Consider the following 26,255-nt stretch of genomic DNA (forward strand, 5'->3'; position numbering starts at 1 on the left):
GGCAACGATGAGTGCAGACGCGAGGACCGACATGAGTACCGACATGAGCACTGACGCAAGCGCCGGACGCGCCGGCACCCCCGCCGTCGACCCGGTGCAGCGACGCCGGGCGCGACGCATGCTCGTGTTGCTGTTCGCCGTATGCGCGGCGCCGGCGGTGGCGGCGTATCTGATGTATTACGTCTTCAAGCCGCAGGGGGGCACTTCCGCCTACGGCAAGTTGATCGAACCGCAGCGGCCGCTGCCTGCGCTGGTCGTGCATGACGACGAGACGGGCGAAGACCTTCCGTTGTCGTCTCTGCGCGGCAAGTGGCTCATGATCAGCGCTGATACGGCCACTTGTGACGAGAATTGCGTGAGCAAACTGTTTTACATGCGGCAGATCCGCGTGTTGCAGGGCAATGAGCGTACGCGGGTGGAGACGCTGTGGCTCGTAACGGACGGCGCAACCGTGTCGAAGCAGATCGACGACGCCTATGAAGACACGCGACGCCTGCGCGCCGATCCGGTCGCCCTCGCTGCGTGGCTGCCGACGCAGGAAGGCACCGGCCTGCGCGATCACATCTACCTGGTCGACCCGCTGGGCAACCTGATGATGGCGTTTCCGAAGCACGCGGATCCGGGCAGGATCAAAAGCGATCTGTCCCGACTGCTGAAGTGGTCCGGGACAGGTTGATGGGCAGGTGTGAGCGCTTGCCATCGTGGCGATGATGCGAGCCATGACATAAGACAGTCCGCGCGCGGGGCCGCGCCGGATACGACGACGAATTGATGCGGAACTGACGTAATACCGATGCTTTACCTTCTGGAACTGGGCTTCATCGGCCTGTGTATCGCGGTGCTGCCGCTGGGCTGGGTGCTGCTGCGCCGCGATGCCAACAAGTACCGCAAACTGGCCTGGGTGACGACCTTTCTCACACTCGACCTGATCATGTTCGGCGGCTTCACGCGCCTGACGGATTCGGGGCTGGGATGTCCCGACTGGCCCGGGTGCTACGGCACGTCGTCGCCGTTCGCGGCGCATGCGGACATCCATGCGGCGCAGACGCTGTTGCCCACCGGCCCGGTGACCTTCGTCAAGGCGTGGATCGAGATGATCCATCGCTATTTCGCGATGGCCGTCGGCGTGCTCATCATCACGTTGATGGTGATGGCCTGGGTCAAGCGGCGCGAACTGAAGCAGTCGCCCTGGCTCGCGACGTGGCTGCTGGTGCTGGTGTGTGTGCAAGGCGCGTTCGGAGCGTGGACCGTGACGATGAAGCTGCAACCGGTCATCGTCTCCATTCACCTGATGTTGGCGCTCACTTTGCTGGGTTCGCTGGCATGGCTGGCGTCGCGTCAGATGCCGCTGGCGAGTGTGGCAGCCGACGCCGGCGCGTTGCGCTGGCGGTGGGCGGCGCTCATCGGCCTGGCGTTGCTCTTCTTCCAGATTGCCCTTGGCGGATGGGTGAGCACCAACTACGCTGTATTGGCCTGTACCGACTTCCCAACGTGTCAGGGTCAGTGGATACCGTCGATGGACTTCCATAACGGCTTTAAGCTTTGGCGGGAGCTGGGCAAGACGGCGGGCGGCGAGGTGATTCCGATGGACGCGCTCGTGGCGATTCACTGGGCGCACCGCACGTTTGCCGTGGTCGTGGTGCTGTATCTGGCGTGGCTGGCGAGTGTGCTGCGACGTCATGCCGCGCTCAGAAAGCTCTCGATTCTGGTATTGATACTGGTGCTCGTGCAATTCGCCACGGGACTGTCGAACATCGTTTTCCAATGGCCGTTGCTTAACGCCATCGCGCATAACGGCGGGGCGGCGGTCCTGCTGCTGTTGCTCGTCATGTTAAACTACCGCATTCGCGCCGCCCGCCATATCGAAGCGGCGCCTATTGCGTCCGGCCTGATGAATCAGGCAGACCTTCCGGCCCGCCAGAAGCCTCACTGCGCGGAGCCGGCCGCCGCACCGCTCGGCGCTCCTTCTGCGCCGTCTGGCCCGGCGTAGCGCATTGCCTTCAGAGTGTATGAAAAGCACGACCCTTCCCCATCCGCCGGCTAGCCGTATCGCGCAGTATTGGGCGCTCACCAAGCCCCGCGTGACGCAGCTCGCCGTCTTCTGTGCCGTGATCGGCATGTTCCTGTCCACGCGCGGCATGGTGCCGTGGCAGGTGCTGATCGGCGGCACCATCGGTATCTGGCTGCTCGCCGGTTCCGCCTTTGCCGTGAATTGCCTGATCGAGCAACGCGTGGACGCGCTCATGCGCCGCACGGCGTGGCGTCCCTCGGCGCGCGGCGAGATCGCCCCGTGGCAGATCATCGTCTTCTCGACGATTTTGGGCGCTGCCGGCATGGTGGTGCTCTACACGTTCACCAATGCGTTGACGATGTGGCTTACCCTGGGCACGTTCGTCGGCTACGCGCTCATCTACACCATCATTCTCAAGCCTTCCACGCCGCAGAACATCGTGATCGGCGGCGCTGCGGGCGCGATGCCGCCGGCGCTGGGCTGGGCCGCAGTGACCGGCGCCGTGCCGGCCGACGCGTGGATTCTGGTGCTCATCATCTTCGTCTGGACGCCGCCGCATTTCTGGGCGCTCGCACTGTATCGCCGTCAGGACTACGTGAATTCGGGGCTGCCGATGTTGCCGATCACGCACGGCGAGAAATACACGCGGTTGCAGATCCTGCTGTACAGCGTGGTCCTGTTCGCCGTATCGCTGCTGCCGTTCGCGCATCGCATGAGCGGCTATCTGTATCTCGTCTCTGCGGTCGTGCTCTCGGGCATTTTCCTCGGCTACGCGATCAAGCTGTGGCGTCGATATTCCGACGAACTCTCGCGTTCCATGTTCCGCTACTCGATCGTCTATCTCTCGCTGCTGTTCGCCGCGCTGCTGGTCGATCATTACGTGCAGATTTATCTGCTCGGTTGAGCATTTGCGGCGGCAGGGGCTCCGGCTGGCGAGCCGCGCGGGCTGCATCACGACGACAGGCGCGTGACGGGATTTCTGACCGGCGCGCCTGTTGGTTTTTCGGAAGGCGTCTTTTCCATACGTTCTGGGGTCATTCGTTCATGAATCTTGCTGTCATCTGGTTGCGCCGCGCGATGTTGCTCATGGGGCTCGCTGTGCTTCTCGCCGCTTGCGGCAAGGACGGCCCGACGTTCACGAGTCTCGATATCACCGGCAACAAGGAGTTTGCGCAGGATTTCTCGCTGCAGGACCCGCAGGGCAAGACGCGCACGCTCGCCGACTACAAGGGCAAGGCCGTTGTGATGTTCTTCGGTTATACGCACTGCCCCGACGTTTGCCCGACCACGATGGCCGAACTCAATCAGGTCATGCAGAAGCTCGGTGCGGATGACGCACAACGCGTGCAGGTGCTGTTCGTGACGGTCGATCCGCAACGCGACACGCCGGAGCTGATGGGGCAGTACGTGCCGGCGTTCAACCCGGCTTTCGTCGGGCTGCGTCCGGCGGACGATGACGCGCTCAAGGCAGTCGCCAAGTCGTTCCGCGTGGTCGTGAACAAGGTCGAAGGCGCCACGCCGAACAACTACACGATCGATCACACCGCCGGCATCTACGTCTTCGATCCGAACGGTCAGCTGCGTTTGTTCATGCGTCCGGACGAACCGGTCGATGCGATGGCGAAGGATCTGAAGACGTTGTTGAGCTGAGACTGTCGTCGTCCTGCCGCAGTGGCGGGGGGATAGCGCCTCGATCGGATCGGTCTGATCGGCCGGCTGCCGCAGCCCGGGCTTGACCGGTAGCGTGGAGGGCGTCGGGATGGCGTCTAGATGACGTCGAGCGACTGTCCGTTGACATAAAAAATCGCGCCCATGAGGCGCGATTTTCGTTGCTGCGGCACGTTGGCGTCTGCGCCGGTGCGGTGTCGGGCAGTCCTGCGGGCTACCCGAATCCCCTGCGCCGGTTCAGTCGCTTCAGTCGCCTCAGTTGCCTTCCTGACTGCGACGTTCGAGGTCGTCGTGCGCCTCGAACCACATCACATTGATGATGCCGAACGCGAGCGCGAGGCCAAGGCCGAGAATCCAAGAGAAGTACCACATGTCGCGACTCCTTGATCAGTACATCGTGTGCGGGTTGTCGTTGACCGTCTCGATCGTCACGCGGCCACGGATCACGCGATACACCCAACCGGTGTAGAGCAGGACGATAGGCAGGAAGACGATCACCGCGATCAGCATGATTTGCAGCGTAAGCTGGCTCGACGTGGCATCCCACACGGTCAGACTGCTGCCCGGCGCAGTGGCCGAGGGCATGACGAAGGGAAACATCGAGAAGCCGGCGGTCAGGATGATGCCGGCCATCATCAGGCCGGTGACGACGAACGTCCACACATAGGCGCGGCTCGTGGCGAGCCACGCCGCGAGCAGCGCGCACACGCCGGCCACGATCGGCGCCGCGATCATCCAGGGATAGGTTTCATAGTTCGTGAGCCACAGCCCCGGCCCCGTCGTGACCTGCTTGAGCAGAGGGTTGGCCGGCGAATCGGTCGCGCCCATCCGCGTGATGGCAAAGCCGTCGACATGGGTGGCGACCAGTGCGCCTGCCAGGAGGAACAGCAGCAGCGTGCCGAGCGCGGTGAACCGCATGATGCGTCCAGCCCGCGCGGCGACGATCGGGTCGGCTTTCATTCGCAGATGCGCCGCACCGTGCGTGAGCAGCATCAGCAGACTCACCAGCCCGCACAGCAGCGCGAACGGATTGAGCAACGCCCAGAACGATCCGGTGTATGTCGAGCGCAGCGTGTTGTCGAACGAGAACGGCAGGCCGAGCAGCAAGTTGCCGAAGGCGACGCCGAACACCAGCGACGGCACCGTGCTGCCAACGAACAGTGCCCAGTCCCATGACGTGCGCCAGCGTGCGCTGGGCAACTTGTTGCGATAGTCGAAACCGACCGGTCGGAGGAACAACGCGAACAGTACGAGCAGGAGCGCCCAGTACAGGCCGGAGAACGCGGCCGCATAGACGAGCGGCCATGCGGCGAACATGGCGCCGCCGGCGGTGACGAACCAGACCTGATTGCCCTCCCAGGTCGGGGCGACGGTGTTGATGATGACGCGTCGCTCCGCGTCCGTCTTGCCGAGGAAGGGCAGCAGCGTGCCGGTGCCCATGTCGAAACCGTCGAAGAAGGCGAAGCCGATCAGCAGCACGCCGATAAGCACCCACCAGATCAGCTTGAGTACGGTGTAATCGATCATCATGATGTGGTTTCTCCCTGACGATCAGACCGAAGTCGCCGGGCGGTCGCTTACGATAGCGGACCCGCCGGACCCTTCCGTCTCGAAGTGATAGCGGCCGGTGTGCAGCGACGACGGGCCGAGCTTGACGTACTTCACCATCAGGAACATTTCGATGATGAGCAGCGCGGTGTAGAAGATGATGAAACCCGCGAGGCTCATGTACAGGTCGCTCGCCGAAAGCGACGACGTCGAGAGATGCGTCGGCAAAATACCGGCGATGGTCCACGGCTGGCGTCCCACTTCGGCGACGATCCAGCCGAACTCCGCAGCGAGCCACGGCAGCGGAATCGCCCAGACGCACCAGCGCAGGAACCATGCCGAGCGCGGTTTGAGCAGGCGACGTCGTGCGCACAGCCAGAAGGCCCACAGGAAGGTGAACAGGAACAGGAAGCCGAGGCCGACCATGATGCGGAACGACCAGAACACGGGCGCGACCGGCGGAATCGTGTCGTTGGCCGCCAGGTGGATCTGTTCAGGCGTGGCGTCGACGACGTTCGGCGTGTACTTCTTGAGCAGCAGACCGTAGCCGAGATCGTCCTTGTACTTGTCGAATTCGGCGCGCACGGCCGGCGAGGTATCGCCGCCACGCAGCTTTTCAAGTGCGGCGAATGCCAGCATGCCGCGCTTGATGTTGTCCTTGTGCTCGTCGCGCAGTTGCGTGAGACCGACCACCGGGGTGTCGACCGAGCGCGTGGCGATCAGACCCATCGCCCAGGGAATCTTCACCGCATAGTCGGTGCGCTCTTCCTTCTGGTTCGGGAAGCCGAACAGCGTGAACGATGCCGGCGGCTTGGCGGTCTCCCATTCCGCTTCGATGGCGGCGAGCTTCACCTTCTGCACTTCACCGGTGGTGTAGCCCGATTCGTCGCCCAGTACGATGACGGAGAGGGTCGAGGCCAGACCGAAACCTGCGGCGACGGCAAAGGAGCGCAGCGCGAACGGCACGTCGCGACGCTTGAGCAGGTACCACGCGGAGACGCCGAGCACGAACATCGCGGCGGTCACGTAACCGGCCGACAGCGTGTGCACGAACTTCACTTGCGCCACCGGGTTGAAGATCACCTCCCAGATGCTCGTGAGTTCCATGCGCATGGTCTCGTAGTTGAAGTGAGCGCCGATCGGATGGTTCATCCAGCCGTTCGCTACGAGAATCCACAGGGCCGAGAGGTTCGAGCCCAGCGCCACGGCGAAGGTCGTCGCCAGGTGGCCGATGCGAGAGAGCTTGTTCCATCCGAAGAAGAACAGGCCGACGAACGTCGCTTCGAGGAAGAACGCCATCAGCCCCTCGATGGCGAGCGGCACACCGAAGATGTCGCCGACATAGTGCGAGTAGTACGCCCAGTTCGTGCCGAACTGGAATTCGAGCGTAAGACCGGTGGTCACGCCCATCGCGAAGTTGATCAGGAAGAGCTTGCCCCAGAACTGGGTCATGTCTTTGTAGATCTGCTTGCCGGTCATCACATAGACCGACTCCATGATGACGAGCAGCCACGACAAGCCCAATGTGAGGGGAACGAACAGGAAGTGATACAGCGCCGTTATGGCGAACTGCAAGCGCGAGAGGTCGACGACTTCGCTACTGATCATGGCGGACACCTTGATTTTTGGTGGGGGACTGCGCTTCGACGGCCTGCGGCCCGAGGAGGGCGCGGGCCACGACGTCCGGTGGCAACTGCATGTGCTTGGCCATCGGGGCGTCGAAGAACGCGTGCTTCAGAATGAACAGGAGTACTACCTTGATCGCGAGAACGATCAGGATTTCGAGGGCAAAGCGCGACGGGCGGGTGCGCCAGCGCCTGCGCACCCAGGCCAGGGCGCCGGATCCGGGTTTTGCGGCAGATGTGGCGCCCGACGCGCCGGCCGGCGCGTTGCCCGACGACGCGGCAGCAGCTGCGGTCGTGGCGAGAGGCTTCGGACTGCTAGGAGAGTGGGTGTCCATCCGTGACGGCTCCTGGCGTCGAAAGTCGTGTGTCGGAAACCGCGTCGACTTTCGGCGCATTTTGCCTTATCGCTTGAAAATGTCAAACCGCAGCGCACGGGGGCGTATGACACGCAGATGACGCTGGTTCGATGCGGATCTGCCGCTGTGGAGCACGGCCGATGAGAAGCGGGTTCGAGACAAGGGTCCGGCGCGGCGAACGGCCCCCGGGCCGTCCTTCGCACGTAGCATGGCCACGTACGAGCCGATTCTATCGAGCGGTCTTCCGGACGACCTTGCGATGCATCAAGTCCGGCGCAGATGATGTGTGAACTTTCGATGCGCAATAAAAAAGCCCCGTGAGTCTCACGGGGCTTGGCTGCCGGTGAATGTCACCGGCGTCGATCGGGGGTGTCGTGTGGCAATTTGTCGCGCTCGCCCGCCATTGGTCGGCAAGCGTTCGACGAGTGCCCGGCAAGCGCTTAATGCTTGCGCCGCGTTGTCGTCACGCTCCGATCCGGGGTGACGTCTGCATCAGGCGTACGCTTGCAGCGCACCTTTCATCTTTTTCATTGCCGCGACTTCGATCTGGCGAATACGCTCGGCCGACACACCGAACTCGTCTGCCAGCTCGTGCAGGGTGGCGCCGCCGCTACCGTCGTCGGCCACCGACAACCAGCGCGCTTCGATGATGCGGCGGCTGCGCGGGTCGAGACGGCCGAGCGCCGTTTGCAAACCGTCGCTTTGCAGATGGTCGCGCTCGCGTGCGGCGATCACGGCGGTCGGCTCCTGATGGGAGTCGGCCAGATAGGCGATGGGGGCGAAGCTTGCGCTGTCGCTGTCGTCGCTGTGACCTTCGAGGGCGATATCGCCGCCCGACATCCGGGTTTCCATCTCGATGACGTCTTCACGCTTGACGTTCAGATCGCGCGCGACCTGATCGATTTCTTCCGGCGTGAACGCCTGAAGCCCCTGCTTCTGACTGCGCAGGTTGAAGAACAGCTTGCGCTGAGCCTTGGTCGTGGCGACCTTGACCGTGCGCCAGTTCTTCAGCACGTATTCGTGAATCTCGGCCTTGATCCAGTGCATGGCGTACGACACGAGCCGCACACCCTGGGTCGGGTCGAAGCGCTTGACGGCCTTCATCAGGCCGATATTGCCTTCCTGAATCAGGTCCGCGTGCGGCAGACCGTAACCGAGGTAGTTACGCGCGATCGAGACCACCAGACGCAGGTGCGAGAGCACCAGTTGACGGGCGGCTTCGAGGTCGTCGTTTTCGCGCAGACGCTTGGCGAGCGACTGCTCTTCCTCGGCGGAAAGCATGGGAATGCGATGGACAGCCTGAATGTAGCTGTCGATATTGCCCAGACTGCCCGGCAGCATCAATGCCGACGGGGCGAGAGCGAGGGCACGCGAATTCGGCGCCGTGCCGGTGGCCGGCGTCGTCGGATGCTTGTTGGCGGCAGTACTCAAGTGGTGGACTCCTGGTTAGCCTCTGGGAAAGCATTTTAGCACTCTCTTTCAATGAGTGCTAAAGACGTTAGAACCCTTGCCGGGCGGGAAGTTTCCGGCTTCTCGGGGTTTTCCAGCACCCTCCGTCAAACGGGAGAAGTCACTGGCGCAAACGTGACTCGGATGGTGTAAATTGCAACCCAAGCCGCGAGCGGTTGGTGATGGAGAAGACGGGAGGATCAGCATGGCTGGTAAGCACATTGACGAGGTGCGGCGACGCGAATCGGCGCGCTTCGAAGCGATGATCGACGGCAATATCGACGAGCTCGAAAAGCATCTCGCGGACGGTCTGTCCTATGTCCATTCGAACGGCAAACGCGAGTCGAAAGGCGAGTTTCTCAATGCCCTCAGTTCGGGCCGCCGAAAATACGCCGCTATCGATGTGACTGCTCAGGAACTTCGCGAGTTCGGCGATACCGTGGTCGTGACCGGCAGGCTCGACGTCGAACTCGAGACCGCCACCGGCTCGCTGAATTCTCAGATGGTCTACACCGCCGTGCATGTGCTGGAAGCCGGGGTCTGGCATCTGATTTCCTGGCAGGCGACCCGGGCGGCGCCCACGGACTGAATCCGCTGGCGTTGTTCCGTGCGTGTGCGGGGCATACCTTTGTTGGCGATGCCGACCTGGCGTCCGCTCGAGACTGATCGGGCGTCCTCTCCAAAACGAAAGTTTGGATCGCTTTCGGGATGAAATGTTCCGGAAAATTGGGATTCCCTGGTTTTGGTCGTATTTAGGCCGAGAATCGAGCGAGTAGCGGGACGTTATGGGCGTATTGCGGGCGTGTTGTGGGCGCGTCGTGGACCCCCATCGACCTCCACCATCCTCCTCCATCCTCTATTGCCCCGCCGGAGACCTCGCCGCCCATCTCCCTGACGGTATCGTCCCTACCGGGCACCCGAACCCGTCGCACCTGACATTTCGAGCGCCTGACGAATCACCTCCACCTGACGCGCAATCGGCTCGGGCAGGGGTATCTCGCCCGCGAGCACGGCTTCGGTCCATTGCGCCGTCGCCACGGCATCGGCGGCAGGGAGCGCCGGCGGCGTGCCGGAGGCGCCTTCCTCTGCCGCCTGCCACAAGCGGTATGCCCCGTCCGCGAAGCCCTCGATAGCCGTCTGACGACGCGCATCCGCAACCGGTTCGCCTTCCGTTCCACGAGCGAGCAGTACGCCCGGGGCGGCGCTGTTGGCGGCGTCGGTAAACATCTCGCTCAACGTCTCCCGGTACTCCGGATGGGTGTAGTTCACCAAGCGCAGCGCCGGCCCGGCGAACGGCTGCAACAGCTTGACGACGGTATGCCCCGAATTGCGCACACCCAGCGGTGAGCGCATCTCCAGCAGACGCTCCAATGCCGGCGAAAGCGCCGCGATGGGCAGATAGGCGACGCGCCGGGTGCGCAGCGCCGCTTCGGCCTGCGCGGCCGAGCTGCACGCGTCATGCCCCAGTGCCTTGAAGATGGCTTGCGTGCCGACGCGGTTCGCCCCGCTGTGATGCTGTCCGTGCACCAGCGCCGGAATGCCCTCCCGGGCGAGCAGCAAGGCCAGCAACGGCGTGAGATTCGGTTGCTTGCGTGCGCCGTTGTAGCTCGGCAGCAGGACCGGCGGCGGCGCGTCGGCCGGGGCCGAGAGCGGTGCGAAGGTAGCGTGCGCGGCATCGAGCATCGCCCCCAGCTCGACGGGCGTTTCACCCTTGATGCGGTACGCGATCAGCACGCCGCCCAGCTCGGCGGGCGACACACGGTCGGCGAGAATGGCGTCGAACAGCGTGCGGGTCTCGTCCGCGCTGAGCGGACGGGCGCCTTTGGCGCCTCGGGCGATGATCTTGAGCAGCGGGGCGCAGGCAAATGGGGCGGCGGAGGTCATGACGCTTGTGTCGACGGGGAAACGGGGATGGGCGTTCGCGGGTTCGCAGGAAATTGCGAGGATGCATCCATCATACGCAATCAAGTGTCATCGGGGCCAGCGCTTGCAGTACCATCTCGTGTTCGGATGCGCCGCACCGCGTCGGGGCTGCCGGTGACTGACGGCATCACCTGAATCACCGGGATCGTCGGGATCACCGGGATCGCCTGAATGGCGGCTACGGCCTGCGCGTCTCCCGGTGTCTCGCCTGTTTCTCCCCATTTCCGCTTTTGAGGTCTGTCATGTCCACGCTGTACAGCTACTTTCGCAGTTCCGCCGCGTATCGGGTGCGTATCGCTCTGAACCTGAAGGGGCTCGATTACGACATCGCCCCGGTGCATCTGGTGCGCGACGGCGGAGAGCAGCTCAAGCCGGCCTACCGCGCGCTCAACGTCAACGCGCTGGTGCCGACGTTCGTCGACGGCGATGTCAACATTCACCAGTCGCTCGCCATCATCGAATATCTGGAGGAGGTGCACCCGACGCCCGCGTTGTTGCCCACCGATCCGGTGGCGCGTGCACAGGTGCGTGCGCTGGCGCTGGACATCGCGGCAGACATCCACCCGATCGACAACCTGCGCGTGCTGCGTTTCCTCAAGCACGACATGGGCGTGACCGAAGCCCAGAAGAACGCCTGGTACGTGCACTGGATCGTCGAGGGCTTCAAGGCGCTCGAAGCGCGTCTGCAAGCGCAGACTTCGCCGGGCAAGTTCGTTTTCGGCGATACGCCGACGATGGCCGATTGCTGCCTGATCCCGCAGGTCTACAACGCCAACCGCTTCAAGGTGGACATGACGCCGTTTGCGCGCATCGCTGCCATCGACGCACACTGCCGCACGCTCGAAGCGTTCCAACGCGCCGCCCCCGAAGCCCAACCCGATGCAGAGTCGGCGAACTGATGATCGATCCGGCTTTCTGGCGGGGCATGGCGCTCGGCGCCAGCCTCATCATGGCAATTGGTGCGCAGAATGCGTTCGTATTACGGCAGGGCATCTTGAAGCGTCACGTGGGCGTGGTCGTAACGGTCTGTGCGATTTGCGACATGGTGCTGATTGCAGCGGGCGTGGCCGGCATGGGCGGCCTGATCGCGGCGTATCCGAGCTTCATCACTATCGTGACGTGGGGCGGCGCGGCGTTTCTGTTTCTTTATGGCTGGCGTGCCTGGCGGGCGGCGTTCCGTGGGACGGGCGCGTTGCAGGCCGACGGTAGCAAGGCCGCCACGCAGGCGATGACCTGGCAGCGTGCGGTCGTGCTCGTGCTGATGCTCTCGTTGCTCAATCCGCACGTCTATCTGGACACGGTGATCCTGCTCGGTGGCATCGGCGCGCGTGAACCGTCGCCCGGCAATGCGTGGTTTGCCGGTGGGGCGATGATCGCGTCGGTGTTGTGGTTTACGGCGTTGGGGTACGGTGCACGTCTGCTGGCGCCGCTTTTCTCGCGAGCGCGCGCGTGGCAGATCCTCGACGGTTTCGTCGGCCTGATGATGTGGGGGTTGTGCGCGGGACTCGTGGCGCAGCAGATGTAAAGACAGTCGAGGGATGAAAACGCACGGCCCGCCTCGTCAATGGGCGGGCCGTTGGCTTTTGGGCAGGTGATGAGAGGGCCCGGTCGGGGAACTTGCCGGCGTGGATGCGCCGGTGCATCGCTGCGCAGTTGCGCAGTTGCGCCGATGACCGCGGCGCTCAAGACCTCTCGGTATCGGCAACGCGTCCGGACGAGCGCGACGTCGGGAATCGACCCGCCCGAAGGGCCGGCGCGATGCTTATCCGAGCAAGGCGTCGGCGAATTCGCGTGCCGAGAACGGCTGCAAGTCTTCGACCTTTTCGCCTACGCCGATGAAGTACACCGGCACGGGGCGTTGGCGCGCGATCGCGGCCAGAATGCCGCCCTTGGCGGTACCGTCGAGCTTCGTCACGATCAGGCCGGTGAGGGTCAGCGCGTCGTCGAACGCCTTGACCTGTGCGAGGGCGTTCTGGCCGGTGTTCGCGTCGATCACGAGCAGCACTTCGTGCGGTGCGCCTTCGGCGGCCTTGCCCAGCACGCGCTTGATCTTCTTGAGCTCCTCCATCAGATGCAACTGCGTGGGCAGACGGCCTGCGGTGTCCGCCATCACGATGTCGATCTTGCGCGCGCGTGCGGCGCTCACGGCGTCGAACACGACAGCGGCCGGATCGCCGCTTTCCTGTGCGACGACGGCGACGTTGTTGCGCTCGCCCCAGATCGCCAGTTGCTCACGGGCGGCGGCGCGGAAGGTATCGCCGGCAGCGAGCAGCACGGACTGGCCGTAGTGCTGGAAGTGCTTGGCGAGTTTGCCGATGCTGGTGGTCTTGCCCGCGCCGTTCACGCCCGCGATCATCACGACCATCGGCGCTTCGCGTCCGAGCACGAGGCTTTGCTCCAGCGGGCGCAGCAAGTCGACCAGCAGGTCGTGCAGCGCGCGCTTGACCTGCTCGCCTTCCGTCAGACGCTCGGTCTTGACCTTCTTGCGCAGGGCGTCGAGCAGATACGTGGTGGCTTCCACGCCGGCATCGCTCATCAACAGCGCGCCTTCGAGTTCTTCGAACAGATTCTCATCGACCTTCACGCCGACGAAGATGCCCGTGAGGCCTGCACTCGTCTTCGACAGGCCGGCCTTCAGACGGGTAAGCCAAGAGCGCTTGGCTGCCGGTGCCGGTGCCGGAGCTGCGACGATTTCGCCGATGGCCTCACCCTGAGCGTCCTTGACGACCACCGGCGTCGGCGGCGATGAGAGCGGCTCGGCAGGTTCGGACGCATGCAGAGTGTCGGCAATCTCGACCGGTTCGACCGGCGCCGGTGCGATCTTCGGTGCGATCTGCGGTTCTATTTGCGGTGCAGTCACCGGTGCGGCGTCGGTCGGCACAACGGGCGTTGGGATATTTCCCTGAACCCGCTCGGACTGCGCCGTATTTTCCACGGGCGCTGTCACGGGGGCGGCAGCGGGCGTCGGCGTCGCGGGCTGAACGGCCGTGGCAGCAACGGGGACGGCCGGGGGAGCAGGGATAGCCGGTGCAGCCGGCGCAGCGTGCGGTGATTGAACCGACTGAACGGGCGCGGCAACGCTTTGCTGGGGCGGTTGCGAGAGTGCGGGCGCTTGCCGGGTTTGCGGCGCTTCGGGCGACGGGGCCGGCGCTGCGGCGTCGGAGGCGTCGGAGGCGTTGGAGGCGGCTTGCGATTCGGTCGGTGCGGGGCTCGTCTCGGCGGCCTTGTTACCGCCCGACTTGAAGCGCTTGAAGAAACTGAACATGGGGTGAAGAACTCGACGTGGGGGCGCGCTATCGGCGTGCAGCTAAGAATTGTCCGGCCATTCGCGCCGCACAAAACGCCCTACAATGGGCGGGTCGTTGTTTCCGACGCGGGAAATGCGACGTATTTTATCAGACGCGAATCGACGTCCATGACGGGCGAAAGGGGATCCATGACGGGAACCATGCGCTGGCGACACGCCTTAGCCGGACTGGCTCTGGCGGGTGTGATGAGCCTGGGCTACGCCGCCGACACCGTGGGTAACGGCGGCAGCAAGACGACGGACAACACTTCGGAATTCACGCTATCGAACGGCCTTCGGCTGATTGTGCGCGAAGATCACCGGGCACCGACGGTCGCTCACGTGGTCTGGTATCGCGCCGGGTCGCTCGACGAGTTCAACGGCACCACCGGCGTTGCTCATGCGCTGGAACACATGATGTTCAAGGGCACCAGCACCGTTGGGCCGGGCCAGTTCTCGCGTCAGGTCGCCGCGCTCGGCGGCCGGGAAAACGCGTTCACCAGCAAGGACTACACCGGGTACTTCGAGCAGACGGAGAAGTCGCGTCTGCCGGAGATGATGCGTCTCGAAGCCGACCGCATGGCCAATCTGACGCTGTCCGCCGACGAATTCGCCAAAGAGATTCAGGTGGTGATGGAGGAGCGCCGTCTCCGTACGGACGATCAGCCGCGCGCACTGCTCTATGAGCAACTCATGGCCACGGCGCTCGTCGCCAACCCGTATCGTCGCCCGATCGTCGGCTGGATGGACGATCTTCAGCATATGACCGTGCAGGACACCCGTGATTGGTACGAGCGCTGGTATGCGCCCAACAACGCCGTGGTCGTCGTGAGCGGAGATGTGGACCCCGTTCAGGTCAAGGCGCTTGCCGAAAAGTATTACGGCCCGATCAAGTCGCATACGCTGCCCGATCGTCGCCCGCAGAACGAACCGGCGCAGATGGGGGTGCGCCGCGTGTTCGTGACGGCGCCGGCTGAAAATCCGAACGTAATGCTCGCGTGGCGCGCACCGCGTCTGAACGACGTCGAGAAAGACGACGACGTCTACGCGTTGCAAGTGCTCAGCGCTGTGCTCGACGGGTACGGCAATGCGCGTCTGACGAGCCGCCTCGTGCGCGAGCAGCGTATCGCGAACGACGTTGGGGCGAGCTATGACGGCGTTGGCCGCGGCCCGCAGTTTTTCATCATGGACGCTACGCCTGCGCAAGGCAAAACGCCTGAGCAGATGGAGAAAGCCCTGCGAGCCCAGGTGGCCGACATCGCCGCCCACGGGGTGACGGAAGCCGAGCTCAAGCGGGTGAAGGCGCAGGTGGTTGCGTCGCAGATCTACAAGCGCGACTCGGTGTTCGGACAGGCGATGGAAATCGGTCTGAGCGAGATGTCGGGAATTTCGTGGCGGCAGATCGACCGCATGCTGGAGAAGGTGAAGGCAGTAACGCCCGCGCAAGTGCAGGCGGTGGCCGGCAAATACTTCGGCGACGAATCGTTGACGGTGGCGACACTGGTGCCGCAACCGATCGACGAGGCGACACGCAAGCGCCGCGCCCAAGGGGCGGAAGACTTGAAGAACATGCGCTGAGAGGGCCACACGATGATGAAAATTTCCGCACGGTTGCGTGCGTTCTCCATGCCCGCGCGAACGGGATTGATGGCCGCCTTCACCTCTGTTGCCTGCGTCGCGGCGGGTGCGCTGCTGAGCGTTGTGCCGCTGACGGCGAACGCTGCACTGCCGATCCAGAGCTGGATTGCCCCGTCGGGCGCGAAGGTGATGCTCGTGGAGAGCCGCTCCATTCCGATGATCGATCTGAACATCGATTTCGACGCCGGCAGTCGTTACGACCCGCCTGGCAAGTCGGGGCTGGCGTTGCTGACGGCCGGGTTGCTCGACGCCGGCGCCGCCGCTGCGGGCGGGCGTCCCGCGCTGAGCGAAGCGCAGATTGCCGACCGGTTCGCCGATGTGGGGGCGATGGAAGCGACGAGCGCCGGACGCGACGCCGCGACCATCACCATGCGCACGCTGTCGTCGGCGGCGGAGCGCGATGCCGCAGTGAGTACCCTGGCGCAGTTTCTGCAACATCCCACGTTCCCCGAAGCCGTGCTCAAGCGTGAGACGGCGCGTCTGTCGTCGGCGATTGCCGAGTCGGATACGAAGCCGGAGGCCATCGCCGAGAAGGCTTTTCGCAGTGCGATCTACGGCAGCCATCCGTACGGTGTGACGCCGACCGTCGCCAGCGTGAACGCCGTAAAGCGCGACGATCTGCTGCGCTTCTATCGCGATATGTATAGCCCCCGACGGGCGGTCGTCTCCATCGTCGGCGATATCGATCGTGCCCAGGCGGAGAAGCTTGTCGCGCAACTGACCGACGCCATGCCGGCTGGGGTCACGCCGCCGACATTGCCGCCGGTCGCGGCGCTGCGCAGCGCCGTGCAGATCGATTTGCCGCATCCGGCCGAGCAGGCCCACATCGCAACGGGACAAGCGTCGATGGCGCGCAGCGATCCTGACTACTTCCCGCTGCTGGTGGGCAATTACGTGCTGGGCGGTGGCGGTTTCGTGTCGCGTTTGACGGCCGAGGTCCGGGAAAAGCGGGGTCTGACGTACGGTGTGTCGAGTGGCTTCGTGCCGCAGTTGCAGGAAGGGCCGTTCGAGATCAATTTGCAGACGCGTCGCGAGCAGGCGCCGGAAGCGCTCAAGGTCGTGCGTGAGACGCTTGCCAAGTTCGTTCAGGACGGGCCGACCGATGAGGAGATGCAGGCGGCGAAGGACAACCTGACCAATGGGTTCCCGCTGCGTCTGGACAGCAACCGCAAACTGCTGGCGAACGTGGCCGCCATCGGCTTCTATCATTTGCCGCTGGACTATCTGGACACGTGGACGAGCAAGGTCGAAGCCGTGACCGCCGCGCAGGTGAAAGACGCCTTCGCGCGTCATGTTCAGCCGGAGCGTCTCGCGACGGTCGTGGTGGGGCCGAGCGATGTGTTCGGTGCGGCGAGCGCAGGCGCTGCGGCGCCGAGCGCCACGCCCGTGGTGAAAAAGACCGCCAAATGATCGCGTATCGACAGCGATGACGTAAAAAAACGGTACCGAAAAAAAATCTCGGTGCCGTTTTTTCGCGTGAGCGTCGGCATTCGCGCTATCGAAGAATCCGCCGACGCAGTAACACGAGCGCCACCGCAAAGCCGATGACGGCGTAGAGGGCGAGTGCACCGACGTGCAGCCATGGCTGGTCGATGGCGCGTCCCAGCATGGCGGGACGAATCAGCGCCACCGCGTGCGCCAGCGGCAACCACTCGGTGATGTGGCGTGCGGCCGCCGGCAGTTGCGACAGGGGAAAGAACACGCCCGAGAGCAGCAGCATCGGCGTCATCACGAGCGTCTGGTAGAACATGAAGAAGTCGTAGCTCGGCGCGAGCGCCGTCATCACCATCGCCAGACTGGCGAATGCCAGACCAGCGAGCAGCACGGCCGGCAACACGACCGCCAGGCTCTCGATGCGGGCGTAGCCGAGCACGCTCGCCACGAGCAGGATCGCGACGCCCGAGAGCACCGCTTTGCTCGCAGCCCACACCACTTCGCCGAGTACGACGTCGCCCAACGTGAGCGGCGTATGCATGAGGGCCTCCCACGTGCGCTGAACGTGCATACGCGAAAAGCCCGAGTACATCGACTCGAAACTTGCCGAGAACATCACGCTCGAACCGACGGTGCCCGCCGCAAGAAACGCGATGTAGGACGTGCCGTCAACGTCGCCGACCATCATGCCCAGCCCGAACCCCAATCCGAAAAGGTAAATCATGGGATCGGCCAGATTGCCGAACATCGATGCCATCGCGAGCTTGCGCCAGACGAGGAAGTTGCGTCGCCACACGCCCATCCATGGCGTGGCACCGGGAAGGTAGCGCGGTGCATCCGGCGCGCTGCGGTGGGATTCGGCAGGGCGCGGCGGCGCTTCGGTGGTGGCGTGCGTTGCCGGTATCGCGGCGGCGTCGGCGCTCGCCGGGTCGTCACGTCGGTCGTGTTCAGTCATCGCGCATCTCCCGTCCGGTGAGTTTGAGGAAGACGTCTTCCAGATTGGCGCGCCGATGCAGATAGCGTACGCCGGGCTGGTCGCGCAACGCGTTCACGACCGGGGCGGCGTCTCGCACGTAGCAGAAGTGCGTCTCGCCACTGGTCTCGATGCGCTCGGCGAGCGGGGCGAGGTCGGCGAGCAGCGCTTGGGGAACGTCTCCGAACACCTCGACGACGTCGCAACCGATCTCGCGCGCAACGAGTTCCGGGGGCGTGCCCTCGGCGATCTTGCGCCCTGCGTCGATCACACAGAGCCGGTGGCACAAGCGTTCGGCTTCCTCCATGAAGTGAGTCGTCAGCAGAATCGTCTTGCCCTCGTTCATCAGCGATTTGAGGCGCTCCCAGATCAGATGGCGGGCCTGCGGGTCGAGACCCGTGGTCGGCTCATCGAGCACCAGCAGGTCCGGGTTGTTGATGAGGGCGCGCGCCAGGGTAAGGCGTCGCTTCATGCCGCCCGAGAGTTGTCCGACGCGGGCGTGCGCTTTCGATTCGAGCCGGGCGAACGCCAGTAGCGCGGGTACGCGTTCTTTGATATCGAGGGAGGAGAGTCCGAAATAACGTCCGAAGACGGCCAGATTTTCGCGTACGGTAAAGTCGGGGTCGAGATTGTCGAACTGGGGCACGACACCGACGCGCCGCCGGGCTTCCGGCGCGAGACGGGGAACGGGCATGCCGCCGAGTTGGATGGCGCCGCTGTCGGGCGTGACCAGTCCGAGCAGCATGCGCAATGTGGTGGTTTTGCCTGCGCCGTTCGGTCCCAGCAGGCCGAAGCACTCGCCGGGCGCGACGCGCAGCGACAGGTGATCGACCACGGGACGGCCGTCATAGGCCTTGCACAGTTCGGATACCTCGATGGCGGCGTCGGTCATAGGGATATGGCGGTCTCCTGTTGGGGGGCGTGCGTGCCCGCTGTCGTCGATTGCCTCGGACATCACTGCCTGCATTGCGTGTCGCGGCGGGGCGCTTCGCCACGGCGCAGGCCCGCGACGTGGCTGCCCGTGTACGGTCGTGCCAGTCGCAAATCCTTGTCGGGCATGGGATGCGGGCGATGTGGTATGTTTCGCCTCAACAATGTAGCGTGAATTGCCATGATTTTGGATTTTCAGCGCGCGCCTCGACGCGCGTACTCCCATTTTTCCACCGTCGACGATGCGCTTGAGCCGACTGCGCTTGCTCAGACGGTGTCGCGGAGAACGGTATGAAGTCCGGTGCAGGTAACGTGGCACGCGGCGCACCGCAACAGGTCCGTATCATCGGTGGCCAGTGGAAGCGCACGCCGCTGCCGGTACCATCCGGCGACGGTCTGCGGCCGACACCTGACCGCGTGCGCGAGACGCTGTTCAACTGGCTCGGTCAGGATCTGACGGGCATGCAGTGTCTGGACGCCTTTGCCGGCAGCGGCGCGCTCGGTTTCGAGGCGGCTTCGCGTGGCGCTGAGCGGGTGTTGATGATCGAGGCGGCCGCGCCTGCCGTTCGTCAGTTGCGTGCCAACCAGGCGAAGCTCGGGGCGAACCAGATCGAGATCGTGCAGGCAGATGCGAGGCGTCTGATAACCACGCTCTCGCCCGGGGTTTTCGATGTGATATTTCTGGATCCGCCGTTCGCGAGTGGCTGGCTGGACGACTTGCTCGGGCCGGCTGCGCGTTTGCTGACGTCGAATGGCGTGATCTACGCCGAATCCGACGTCGCGCTGGAAGACGACGCGCTCGCCGCGCTGGATCTGACATGCCTGCGACGCGCGAAAGCCGGGGCGGTGCATTATCATTTGCTTGAATCGATTCCGAAAACCTAGAGACCACAATGAACAAGTACGCAGTATCGGTCCCCAGCCGCGAGGAGACGTTGGCATGGTAGTGGCGATCTATCCGGGGACTTTCGACCCGTTGACCCGAGGACACGAAGATCTGGTCCGCCGCGCGGCGGGCATTTTCGACAAGCTCGTGGTCGGGGTGGCCGATAGCCGAAACAAGAAACCGTTCTTCACGCTGGAAGAGCGGATCGACATCGCGCGCGAGGTGCTCGGGCACTATCCGAACGTGAGCGTCGAAGGGTTCTCCGGCTTGCTCAAGGATTTCGTGCGCAAACATCAGGCGCGCGTGATCGTGCGCGGTCTGCGCGCCGTTTCCGACTTCGAATACGAGTTCCAGATGGCGGGCATGAACCGTTATCTGCTGCCCGACGTCGAGACGATGTTCATGACGCCGTCCGATCAATACCAGTTCATCTCGGGTACGATCGTGCGCGAAATCGCTCAACTGGGCGGCGATGTCAGCAAATTCGTGTTCCCCTCCGTCGAAAAGTGGCTGGTCACGAAGGTCGGCGATATGGCGGCCAAACCCTAGCCACACCCGAACCCGAACTCAAGGCCCCGATGCGCCGGTCTACCGGAGACGGCGGGTCGGCGCCATCCATGCCTTTGTGTTCCGGAGCCAGGCAGGATTCCTGCGTCGAATGCTTAGAACTCCGTTAGAATGTGCACCGCTGTCGACCTGAATTTTTGGGGCGTCGCGTAGAAGTCAAAAATTCCAGAATCAGCACATCGTTACATTGGGGAAATGTATGGACCAGAGCACCATCGGCATGATGCAGTACGACGCCAGCAAGAAATCGTCGGGCATTGCGTATCTTTTGTGGTTCTTCTTCGGCGGCCTCGGCGGTCATCGATTTTATGCGAAGCGCACGGGCACTGCCGTCGCGCAACTCGTTCTGTGGATAGTGGGTCTGTCTACGATTTTCCTCGGCGGTCTGGGCGTGTTCATTCTCGGCGCCCTCTACATTTGGGTCGTCGTCGATGCATTCCTGATTCCCGGCCTGATCCGTTCGTACAATTTGAAGCTGGCGGCGCAGGTCGCCGCGCCCAGCGCAACGATGGCGGCGACGAACGCGCTCTGAAGTCTTACCGTTTCTAACTTTTCCAACGTTTCCAACGCTGGGATCGTTCGTCGCGAAACCATGAAAAACCCCCGCAGCGTGTTGTCGCCTCGCGGGGGTTTTTTGTTGCGCCGATGTTTGCGCGAATTGGCGTAAGCCCGGCGAGTGATCTTCATTCGCCGATTATGCCGGGAAAAATGCGTCAGAACCCGGCCGGCAGCGGCGCCTGCATCCATTTGACGGACATGGCGTTCAGACGTCCATCGGCTTTCGCTTTGTCGATGATGGCGTTCAGCTTGGCGACCATTGCCGTCTCTCCCTTGCCGACGCCGATGTAGCAGGGCGTTTCCTCGACCGGAAACTTCAGGTCGAAGGCGCGCTGCTTGCTCTTCTCGCGCACGGCGTTCGCGACGATGTTCCCCAGCGTGACGAGTTGCACCTGACCCGCCAGATAGGAAGCGGCCGTCGCGTTGTTGTCCTCATAGCGCTTGATGTTGGCGCTTTGCGGCGCGACGGCCGTGAGCGCGAGATCCTCGGTCGAGCCGCGCGTGACGGCAATGGTCTTGTTGGCGAGATCGGCAGGCGTTTTGATCACGATGTCCTGCGGGCCGTACACGCTCTTGGGGAAGGGGGCGTAAGCCTTCGTGAAGTCGATGGCCTTCTCGCGCTCCGCATTCTTGCCGAGCGATGAAATCACGACATCCACCTTGCCTGTCGTCAGATAAGCGATTCGGTTCGTACTGATGACCGGCACGAGTTCGACCTTGGCGCCGATTTCCTTGCCGATCAGCTCCGCCATGTCGATGTCGTAACCGTGGACCTTGAGATCGGTGCCGATCGAGCCGAACGGCGGGAAATCCTGGGGAATGGCAATGCGGATGACGCCGGTCTTTGAGACCGTTTGCAGCACGTCCGCGTGGGCGATGCCCATCAGACTTCCCAGCGACGCAACGACAACCGCTTGCAGCATCCGGCGACGACCGGCCTGATGAAGGAATGCACGCATCGATCAAACTCCTTGGCCAAAGGCCATAACGAAAAGGGGCGTAACAGAGAGGGGGGCTTGCGTTCTTGTCTCGAGCGCAGGCGAACGTGGTCGTACTGGTACGACCAGTTGTGTCATGGCTGAAGCATTAACCGTGCCAGTCGCTCGGAATCATGGAAAGGGGGCGTTGCCACAGAGGCGAGGGCATAGGACGGTGGGTTACACGACGCGGCATACCCATGGCTACTCATGGCACACGGGCCGCACGGGCCGCAGCGGCCACATCGGCCACATCGGCCACAGGGCGCTGCGCTTCGTGCACCAAAGCGAGCCGTTTGCGGTCGAATCCGTGCATCGACGGATGCGCCCGTGATGTCGCGCGGGCAAGACGAGCGTGCCGGACGCGTCGCCGATCGGGACTTGCTAACTTCCGTATAATTGGGGAATCGTTCCGCGAACCATAATGGCTGCCGTTCGCCGGGGTTCGCGCGAGTTTGCGAGCGGCCAGAGGAAAGTGAGTCGACAGTGGCACTGATGATTACCGACGAATGCATCAATTGCGATGTGTGCGAGCCTGAGTGCCCGAACGACGCAATTTCGATGGGGGTCGAGATCTACGAGATCGATCCGAACAAGTGTACGGAGTGTGTCGGTCACTTCGATGAGCCGCAGTGCGTGCAGGTGTGTCCGGTGGAGTGCATTCCGATCAATCCGGAGCACGTCGAGACACCGCAGCAATTGCTTGAGAAGTACACCCATCTGCAAGCCGCCAAGTCGGCTTGATATCGCCTGGGCAGCTTGGGCAGCTTGGGCGGCCTGAGCAATTCCATTGCGTGCTCAATGACGCAGTGACTGATAGGCTGAGCCGCCTCGCCCTGGCCAGATCCCGCCAAAAGCATTCGAGCGGCGTTGCGCCGCTCGATTCGCATGCGTCCCGCCCACGATGGGGCGTCGGTGGACAGGCTTATTTCCCCGGCGTCGCGTGCAAACGCATCATCGCCTTTTCCATCTCGCCTTTGACCACCAGATCGACGATGTCGAGCGATCGTGACATGGCGTCGTCGATCTCGCCTTGTTCTTCCTTGCGCGGCGGCTTGAGCACGAAGTCTGCGACCTGTTGCTGGCTGCCGGCCGGTTGCAGGGTTCGCGGATGCCCGATGCCCAGTCGCAGACGCCAGAACTCCGGCGTCGTCAGATGTGCGGCAATGTCCTTCAGACCGTTGTGACCGCCTGTGCCGCCCCCGCGCTTGAGCCTGACGGTGCCCGGCAGCAGGTCGAGTTCGTCGTGCACGACGAGAATTTCGTCCGGCATGATCTTGTAGAAGCGTGCGAGCGCGACGACCGATTGCCCGGAGCGGTTCATGAAGGTCTGCGGTTCAAGCAACCACACTTCCTGTCCGGCAACGCGCGCACGCCCGGCGAAGCCGTGAAAGTTCTTTTGGTTGGTGAGCGAGGCGCCGCTTTGCTGTGCCAGTGCGTCGACGAACCAGAAGCCCGCGTTGTGACGCGTCGCTGTATATTCGGCGCCCGGATTGCCGAGCCCTACGATCAGCTTGATCATTTCGGTATCAGGATCTGGGTACGCGCCATGGTGGCATGCGCACCGCCATAAAAAAACCCGCCGGACGGGATGTCGCGGCGGGTCTTGCGTCCAGCGTCGCCGCTGAAAGCTAACGCGTCAGGCTTAGGCAGCCGGCGTTTCGCCTTCAGCCGAAGCAGCCGCTTCGTCAGCAGCCGCGCCAGCCGGTTGAACGGCTTGTGCCACCACCGGGTTTTCCTGCTCGACGTGCAGCGTCAGCGTCACGCCGGCGGGCAGCTTGACGTCCTTGGCGTGCACCGTCTTGCCGGCTTCCAGCGTCGACAGGTCGACTTCCAGGAATTCCGGCAGCTTGCCCGGCAGGCAGCTAACGTCCAGTTCGTTCAGCGTGTGGCTGATCACGTTCGAAGCCAGCTTCACGGCCGGCGCGTTTTCGGCGCCCAGGAAGTGCAGCGGCACCTTGACGTGGATCGGCTTGTTCGGATCGACACGTTGGAAATCCACGTGCAGAACCAGTTGCTTGAACGGGTGGTACTGCACATCGCGCAGCAGCACTTGTTCGTTCTTGCCGGCGACTTCCAGGTCGAGGATCGACGAGTGGAAGGCTTCCTTACGCAGGGCGTGCCACAGTGCGTTGTGATCGAGTTCGATCAGTTGCGGAGCGACGTTCCCACCGTACACGATGCCCGTTGTCTTACCGGCATTGCGCAGGCGGCGGCTCGCACCCGTACCTTGCAGATTACGCTCAAATGCGACGACTTTCATAACAACTCCTTGAACTGCCCGCGACCAGGCAGCGATTTTGTCCCGAAAATCCCGCGAAAAATGCGGGTCTCAGGAACAACAAAGGCGGGGATAGGCTCCCCGCCGACATAACAACGGCGCCACACAGGCGCCGTCGCAAAACTTTACCGAACGCTTATTCCGCGAACAGCGACATCACCGAGTCGCCACGACGGATGCGCGAGAACGTCTCGGCCAGCAGGTTCGCGCAGCTCAGTTGGCGAATCTTGCCGCCCTTCGAGTCGTCGCGCAGCGGAATCGTGTCGGTCACGACCACTTCATCCAGCTCCGAAGCGTTGATGCGCGCGGCTGCACCGCCCGACAGAACCGGGTGCGTACAGTAGGCGTACACCTTCTTCGCACCACGTTCCTTCAGCACTTGTGCCGCCTTGCACAGCGTACCGGCGGTGTCGACCATGTCGTCCATGATGACGCAGGTACGGCCTTCGACTTCACCGATGATGTTCATCACTTCCGCAACGTTGGCCTTCGGACGACGCTTGTCGATGATGGCCAGATCGCAATGCAGTTGCTTGGCGAGGGCACGGGCACGAACCACACCGCCGACGTCCGGCGACACCACCAACAGGTTTTCGTGATTCTGGGCGCGCACGTCTTGCAGCAGCAGCGGCGAGGCGTAGATGTTGTCGACCGGAATATCGAAGAAGCCCTGAATCTGGTCGGCGTGCAGGTCCATCGTGATAATGCGCTCGACGCCTGCGATTTGCAGCATGTTGGCCACGACCTTCGCCGAGATCGCCACACGCGCCGAACGGGGGCGGCGATCCTGACGGGCATAGCCGAAATACGGGATGGCAGCGGTGATCCGGCCGGCAGATGCGCGCTTGAGCGCGTCGACCATGATCATCAGTTCCATCAGATTGTCGTTGGTCGGCGCGCACGTCGACTGGAGGACGAAGACGTCCTTGCCGCGCACGTTTTCCTGAATTTCGACTTGGATCTCACCATCCGAGAACCGGCTGGCCATGGCTTTGCCGAGCGGGATACCGAGTGTATCGACGACCGCTTGGGCCAGGGCGGGATTGGCGTTCCCGGTGAATACCATCAGGTTATCACTACTCATCTGGCTACCTGCGGGACGTTTGGATGCTGAGACTTTACGACAGAGAAATTGGCAGGGGAGGAAGGACTCGAACCCTCGTATGCCGGAATCAAAATCCGGTGCCTTAACCAACTTGGCGACTCCCCTACACTAACCGATGCCTTCGTTGCGTCGTAGGAAACGCAACAAAGTAAAACCCATTTACGCGAAGGCGAACATTGGATGTTCGGCCAGGCCGGTGGTCACTTGACCGATCCAGCGCTCCGGCAATCGCTTGTATGCCGCTTCCGCTTCTGCCTTCGTGTCGAATACCGCAAACACGCTGGCACCGGAACCTGTCATACGTGCAGTGGTGAAGGTTCTGAACCAGTCAATCACAGCAGCGACTTCCGCGTATTCTCGAGTGACAACCGCCTGCATGTCGTTACGGAAGATTTCATCCGTTTCGAACACGTTTTTGTTGGCGTGCTCAAGAAAGAACGCCATTGTGACGATCTTCGTATCCCTTGTCAACAGGGGATCGGTAAATATTTTGTTGGTCGCCACGTGCGTGCGCGGATTGACCACCAGAAAGTGCCGCTGCGGCAGATCAACCGCCTGCAACGCCTCGCCCAGCCCCTCGGCAAACGCGTTGCGCCCGAAGACGAAAAACGGCACGTCGGCACCGAGTTCAAGGGCAAGCGTCTGGAGTTCCTCGCGCGGCAGATCGAGTTGCCACATGCGATTGAGCGCTAGCAGGGTCGTGGCCGCATCGGAGCTGCCGCCGCCGATCCCGCCGCCGGCCGGCAGACGCTTCTCGATCCCGATATCCACGCCGAAGCGCACCCCGCAATGCGCCTGGAGCAACCGCGCCGCACGCACTGTCAGGTCGGTCTCCGGCGGGACCCCCGGCAACGGGTTCGTATGCACGATCTGAGCGTCGTCGCGCCGCTCGAAATGCAGCGTGTCGGCCCAATCGATCAACTGGAAGACGGTTTGCAACTCGTGATAGCCGTTAGGCCGACGTCCCACGATGTGCAGGAACAGATTCAGTTTGGCCGGGGCCGGGCAGTCACGCAGGATTTCGTACATGGCGTTGCGAA

At 63.2% G+C, this 26,255-nt stretch carries 27 protein-coding genes and 1 tRNA gene; 13 read left to right on the top strand and 15 right to left on the bottom strand.

Translation table 11 applies throughout. The features are described from left to right. Positions 1–31 precede the first annotated feature (31 nt). The 4 genes from PAN31108_RS19470 (at position 32) to PAN31108_RS19485 (ending at position 3,661) form a co-directional block, all read left to right on the top strand. Positions 32–676 carry an SCO family protein gene (locus PAN31108_RS19470; protein ID WP_370819697.1) on the top strand — a complete coding sequence of 215 codons (645 nt, stop codon included), beginning with the start codon at positions 32–34 and terminating at the stop codon, positions 674–676. Positions 677–793: 117 nt separating this feature from the next. Continuing rightward, positions 794–1,990, top strand: coding sequence for a COX15/CtaA family protein (locus PAN31108_RS19475; protein WP_150670430.1), 1,197 nt, complete (start codon positions 794–796; stop codon positions 1,988–1,990). 19 nt (positions 1,991–2,009) lie between these two features. Next, positions 2,010–2,915: a heme o synthase gene (cyoE, locus tag PAN31108_RS19480; RefSeq protein WP_150670431.1), complete on the top strand. Its 906-nt coding sequence runs from the start codon at positions 2,010–2,012 to the stop codon at positions 2,913–2,915. Between the two features lie 140 nt (positions 2,916–3,055). After that, on the top strand, positions 3,056–3,661 hold the full coding sequence (locus PAN31108_RS19485) for an SCO family protein (RefSeq protein ID WP_150670432.1): 606 nt from the start codon (positions 3,056–3,058) through the stop codon (positions 3,659–3,661). A 273-nt stretch (positions 3,662–3,934) separates the two neighbouring features. Here the strand turns inward: PAN31108_RS19485 and cydX are convergent, their stop codons facing one another. The 5 genes from cydX to rpoH all read right to left on the bottom strand — a co-directional run bounded on the left by cydX (position 3,935) and on the right by rpoH (position 8,549). Next, positions 3,935–4,051 (bottom strand): cytochrome bd-I oxidase subunit CydX, encoded by a 117-nt coding sequence (gene cydX, locus PAN31108_RS19490; protein ID WP_023597792.1) that lies wholly within the window; start codon positions 4,049–4,051, stop codon positions 3,935–3,937. A 15-nt stretch (positions 4,052–4,066) separates the two neighbouring features. After that, the gene (cydB, locus tag PAN31108_RS19495) at positions 4,067–5,203 is read right to left on the bottom strand and encodes a cytochrome d ubiquinol oxidase subunit II (RefSeq protein WP_150670505.1); all 1,137 of its coding nucleotides are present in this window, start codon (positions 5,201–5,203) and stop codon (positions 4,067–4,069) included. A 27-nt stretch (positions 5,204–5,230) separates the two neighbouring features. Continuing rightward, a complete protein-coding gene (locus PAN31108_RS19500) occupies positions 5,231–6,835 on the bottom strand; it encodes a cytochrome ubiquinol oxidase subunit I (protein ID WP_150670433.1) in 1,605 nt (534 codons plus the stop codon). Next, complete coding sequence (cydP, locus tag PAN31108_RS19505) at positions 6,825–7,187, bottom strand: cytochrome oxidase putative small subunit CydP (RefSeq protein WP_150670434.1); 363 nt, start codon at positions 7,185–7,187, stop codon at positions 6,825–6,827. Before cydP ends, PAN31108_RS19500 begins: the two co-directional genes overlap by 11 nt. A 513-nt stretch (positions 7,188–7,700) precedes the next feature. Further along, positions 7,701–8,549, bottom strand: a complete 849-nt coding sequence (gene rpoH, locus PAN31108_RS19510; protein ID WP_246184050.1) for an RNA polymerase sigma factor RpoH — start codon at positions 8,547–8,549, stop codon at positions 7,701–7,703. A gap of 313 nt (positions 8,550–8,862) precedes the next feature. On the opposite strand from rpoH, the gene PAN31108_RS19515 reads away from it, so the two are divergent. Continuing rightward, positions 8,863–9,246 carry a nuclear transport factor 2 family protein gene (locus PAN31108_RS19515; protein WP_150670436.1) on the top strand — a complete coding sequence of 128 codons (384 nt, stop codon included), beginning with the start codon at positions 8,863–8,865 and terminating at the stop codon, positions 9,244–9,246. Positions 9,247–9,563: 317 nt separating this feature from the next. Here the strand turns inward: PAN31108_RS19515 and ybiB are convergent, their stop codons facing one another. After that, complete coding sequence (ybiB, locus tag PAN31108_RS19520; RefSeq protein WP_150670437.1) at positions 9,564–10,541, bottom strand: DNA-binding protein YbiB; 978 nt, start codon at positions 10,539–10,541, stop codon at positions 9,564–9,566. A gap of 281 nt (positions 10,542–10,822) precedes the next feature. Here ybiB and maiA point away from each other — a divergent pair, with 281 nt between their 5' ends. Beyond that, a complete protein-coding gene (gene maiA, locus PAN31108_RS19525; protein WP_150670438.1) occupies positions 10,823–11,479 on the top strand; it encodes a maleylacetoacetate isomerase in 657 nt (218 codons plus the stop codon). Then, positions 11,479–12,105 carry a LysE/ArgO family amino acid transporter gene (locus PAN31108_RS19530; RefSeq protein WP_150670439.1) on the top strand — a complete coding sequence of 209 codons (627 nt, stop codon included), beginning with the start codon at positions 11,479–11,481 and terminating at the stop codon, positions 12,103–12,105. Before maiA ends, PAN31108_RS19530 begins: the two co-directional genes overlap by 1 nt. Before the next feature lie 237 nt (positions 12,106–12,342). Here the strand turns inward: PAN31108_RS19530 and ftsY are convergent, their stop codons facing one another. Beyond that, a complete protein-coding gene (gene ftsY, locus PAN31108_RS19535; protein WP_150670440.1) occupies positions 12,343–13,845 on the bottom strand; it encodes a signal recognition particle-docking protein FtsY in 1,503 nt (500 codons plus the stop codon). A gap of 171 nt (positions 13,846–14,016) precedes the next feature. On the opposite strand from ftsY, the gene PAN31108_RS19540 reads away from it, so the two are divergent. Together PAN31108_RS19540 and PAN31108_RS19545 are read left to right on the top strand one after the other, a co-directional pair. Beyond that, the gene (locus tag PAN31108_RS19540; RefSeq protein ID WP_150670441.1) at positions 14,017–15,444 is read left to right on the top strand and encodes a M16 family metallopeptidase; all 1,428 of its coding nucleotides are present in this window, start codon (positions 14,017–14,019) and stop codon (positions 15,442–15,444) included. 69 nt (positions 15,445–15,513) lie between these two features. Beyond that, positions 15,514–16,914, top strand: coding sequence for a M16 family metallopeptidase (locus PAN31108_RS19545; protein ID WP_370819699.1), 1,401 nt, complete (start codon positions 15,514–15,516; stop codon positions 16,912–16,914). Between the two features lie 85 nt (positions 16,915–16,999). Here the strand turns inward: PAN31108_RS19545 and PAN31108_RS19550 are convergent, their stop codons facing one another. Together PAN31108_RS19550 and nodI are read right to left on the bottom strand one after the other, a co-directional pair. Beyond that, positions 17,000–17,893 carry an ABC transporter permease gene (locus PAN31108_RS19550; RefSeq protein WP_150670443.1) on the bottom strand — a complete coding sequence of 298 codons (894 nt, stop codon included), beginning with the start codon at positions 17,891–17,893 and terminating at the stop codon, positions 17,000–17,002. Next, the gene (gene nodI, locus PAN31108_RS19555) at positions 17,886–18,803 is read right to left on the bottom strand and encodes a nodulation factor ABC transporter ATP-binding protein NodI (RefSeq protein ID WP_150670444.1); all 918 of its coding nucleotides are present in this window, start codon (positions 18,801–18,803) and stop codon (positions 17,886–17,888) included. The genes PAN31108_RS19550 and nodI overlap by 8 nt, the downstream gene beginning before the upstream one ends. 329 nt (positions 18,804–19,132) lie before the next feature. Here nodI and rsmD point away from each other — a divergent pair, with 329 nt between their 5' ends. The 3 genes from rsmD to PAN31108_RS19570 all read left to right on the top strand — a co-directional run bounded on the left by rsmD (position 19,133) and on the right by PAN31108_RS19570 (position 20,826). Beyond that, the gene (gene rsmD, locus PAN31108_RS19560) at positions 19,133–19,726 is read left to right on the top strand and encodes a 16S rRNA (guanine(966)-N(2))-methyltransferase RsmD (protein WP_150670445.1); all 594 of its coding nucleotides are present in this window, start codon (positions 19,133–19,135) and stop codon (positions 19,724–19,726) included. 55 nt (positions 19,727–19,781) lie between these two features. Further along, positions 19,782–20,276 carry a pantetheine-phosphate adenylyltransferase gene (gene coaD / locus PAN31108_RS19565; protein ID WP_069340341.1) on the top strand — a complete coding sequence of 165 codons (495 nt, stop codon included), beginning with the start codon at positions 19,782–19,784 and terminating at the stop codon, positions 20,274–20,276. Between the two features lie 217 nt (positions 20,277–20,493). Then, on the top strand, positions 20,494–20,826 hold the full coding sequence (locus PAN31108_RS19570) for a TM2 domain-containing protein (protein WP_150670446.1): 333 nt from the start codon (positions 20,494–20,496) through the stop codon (positions 20,824–20,826). Positions 20,827–21,007: 181 nt separating this feature from the next. Here PAN31108_RS19570 and PAN31108_RS19575 read toward each other — a convergent pair whose 3' ends face one another. Beyond that, a complete protein-coding gene (locus tag PAN31108_RS19575; RefSeq protein WP_150670447.1) occupies positions 21,008–21,811 on the bottom strand; it encodes a transporter substrate-binding domain-containing protein in 804 nt (267 codons plus the stop codon). A 504-nt stretch (positions 21,812–22,315) separates the two neighbouring features. On the opposite strand from PAN31108_RS19575, the gene PAN31108_RS19580 reads away from it, so the two are divergent. Further along, positions 22,316–22,573, top strand: a complete 258-nt coding sequence (locus PAN31108_RS19580; protein WP_150670448.1) for a YfhL family 4Fe-4S dicluster ferredoxin — start codon at positions 22,316–22,318, stop codon at positions 22,571–22,573. A 181-nt stretch (positions 22,574–22,754) separates the two neighbouring features. On the opposite strand, the gene pth is transcribed toward PAN31108_RS19580, so the two are convergent. From pth to ispE, 5 genes are all read right to left on the bottom strand, one after another. Then, positions 22,755–23,351 carry an aminoacyl-tRNA hydrolase gene (pth, locus tag PAN31108_RS19585; RefSeq protein WP_150670449.1) on the bottom strand — a complete coding sequence of 199 codons (597 nt, stop codon included), beginning with the start codon at positions 23,349–23,351 and terminating at the stop codon, positions 22,755–22,757. A gap of 123 nt (positions 23,352–23,474) precedes the next feature. Beyond that, positions 23,475–24,092 (bottom strand): 50S ribosomal protein L25/general stress protein Ctc, encoded by a 618-nt coding sequence (locus PAN31108_RS19590; RefSeq protein ID WP_069340337.1) that lies wholly within the window; start codon positions 24,090–24,092, stop codon positions 23,475–23,477. A 154-nt stretch (positions 24,093–24,246) separates the two neighbouring features. Further along, positions 24,247–25,194: a ribose-phosphate pyrophosphokinase gene (locus tag PAN31108_RS19595; RefSeq protein WP_039395490.1), complete on the bottom strand. Its 948-nt coding sequence runs from the start codon at positions 25,192–25,194 to the stop codon at positions 24,247–24,249. A 49-nt stretch (positions 25,195–25,243) separates the two neighbouring features. After that, positions 25,244–25,320 (bottom strand) — tRNA-Gln (locus PAN31108_RS19600). Between the two features lie 54 nt (positions 25,321–25,374). Then, on the bottom strand, positions 25,375–26,244 hold the full coding sequence (gene ispE, locus PAN31108_RS19605) for a 4-(cytidine 5'-diphospho)-2-C-methyl-D-erythritol kinase (RefSeq protein ID WP_150670450.1): 870 nt from the start codon (positions 26,242–26,244) through the stop codon (positions 25,375–25,377). Positions 26,245–26,255 lie beyond the last annotated feature (11 nt).

It is taken from the genome of Pandoraea anhela (assembly GCF_902459655.1).
GTDB classification, from domain to species: Bacteria; Pseudomonadota; Gammaproteobacteria; order Burkholderiales; family Burkholderiaceae; genus Pandoraea; species Pandoraea anhela.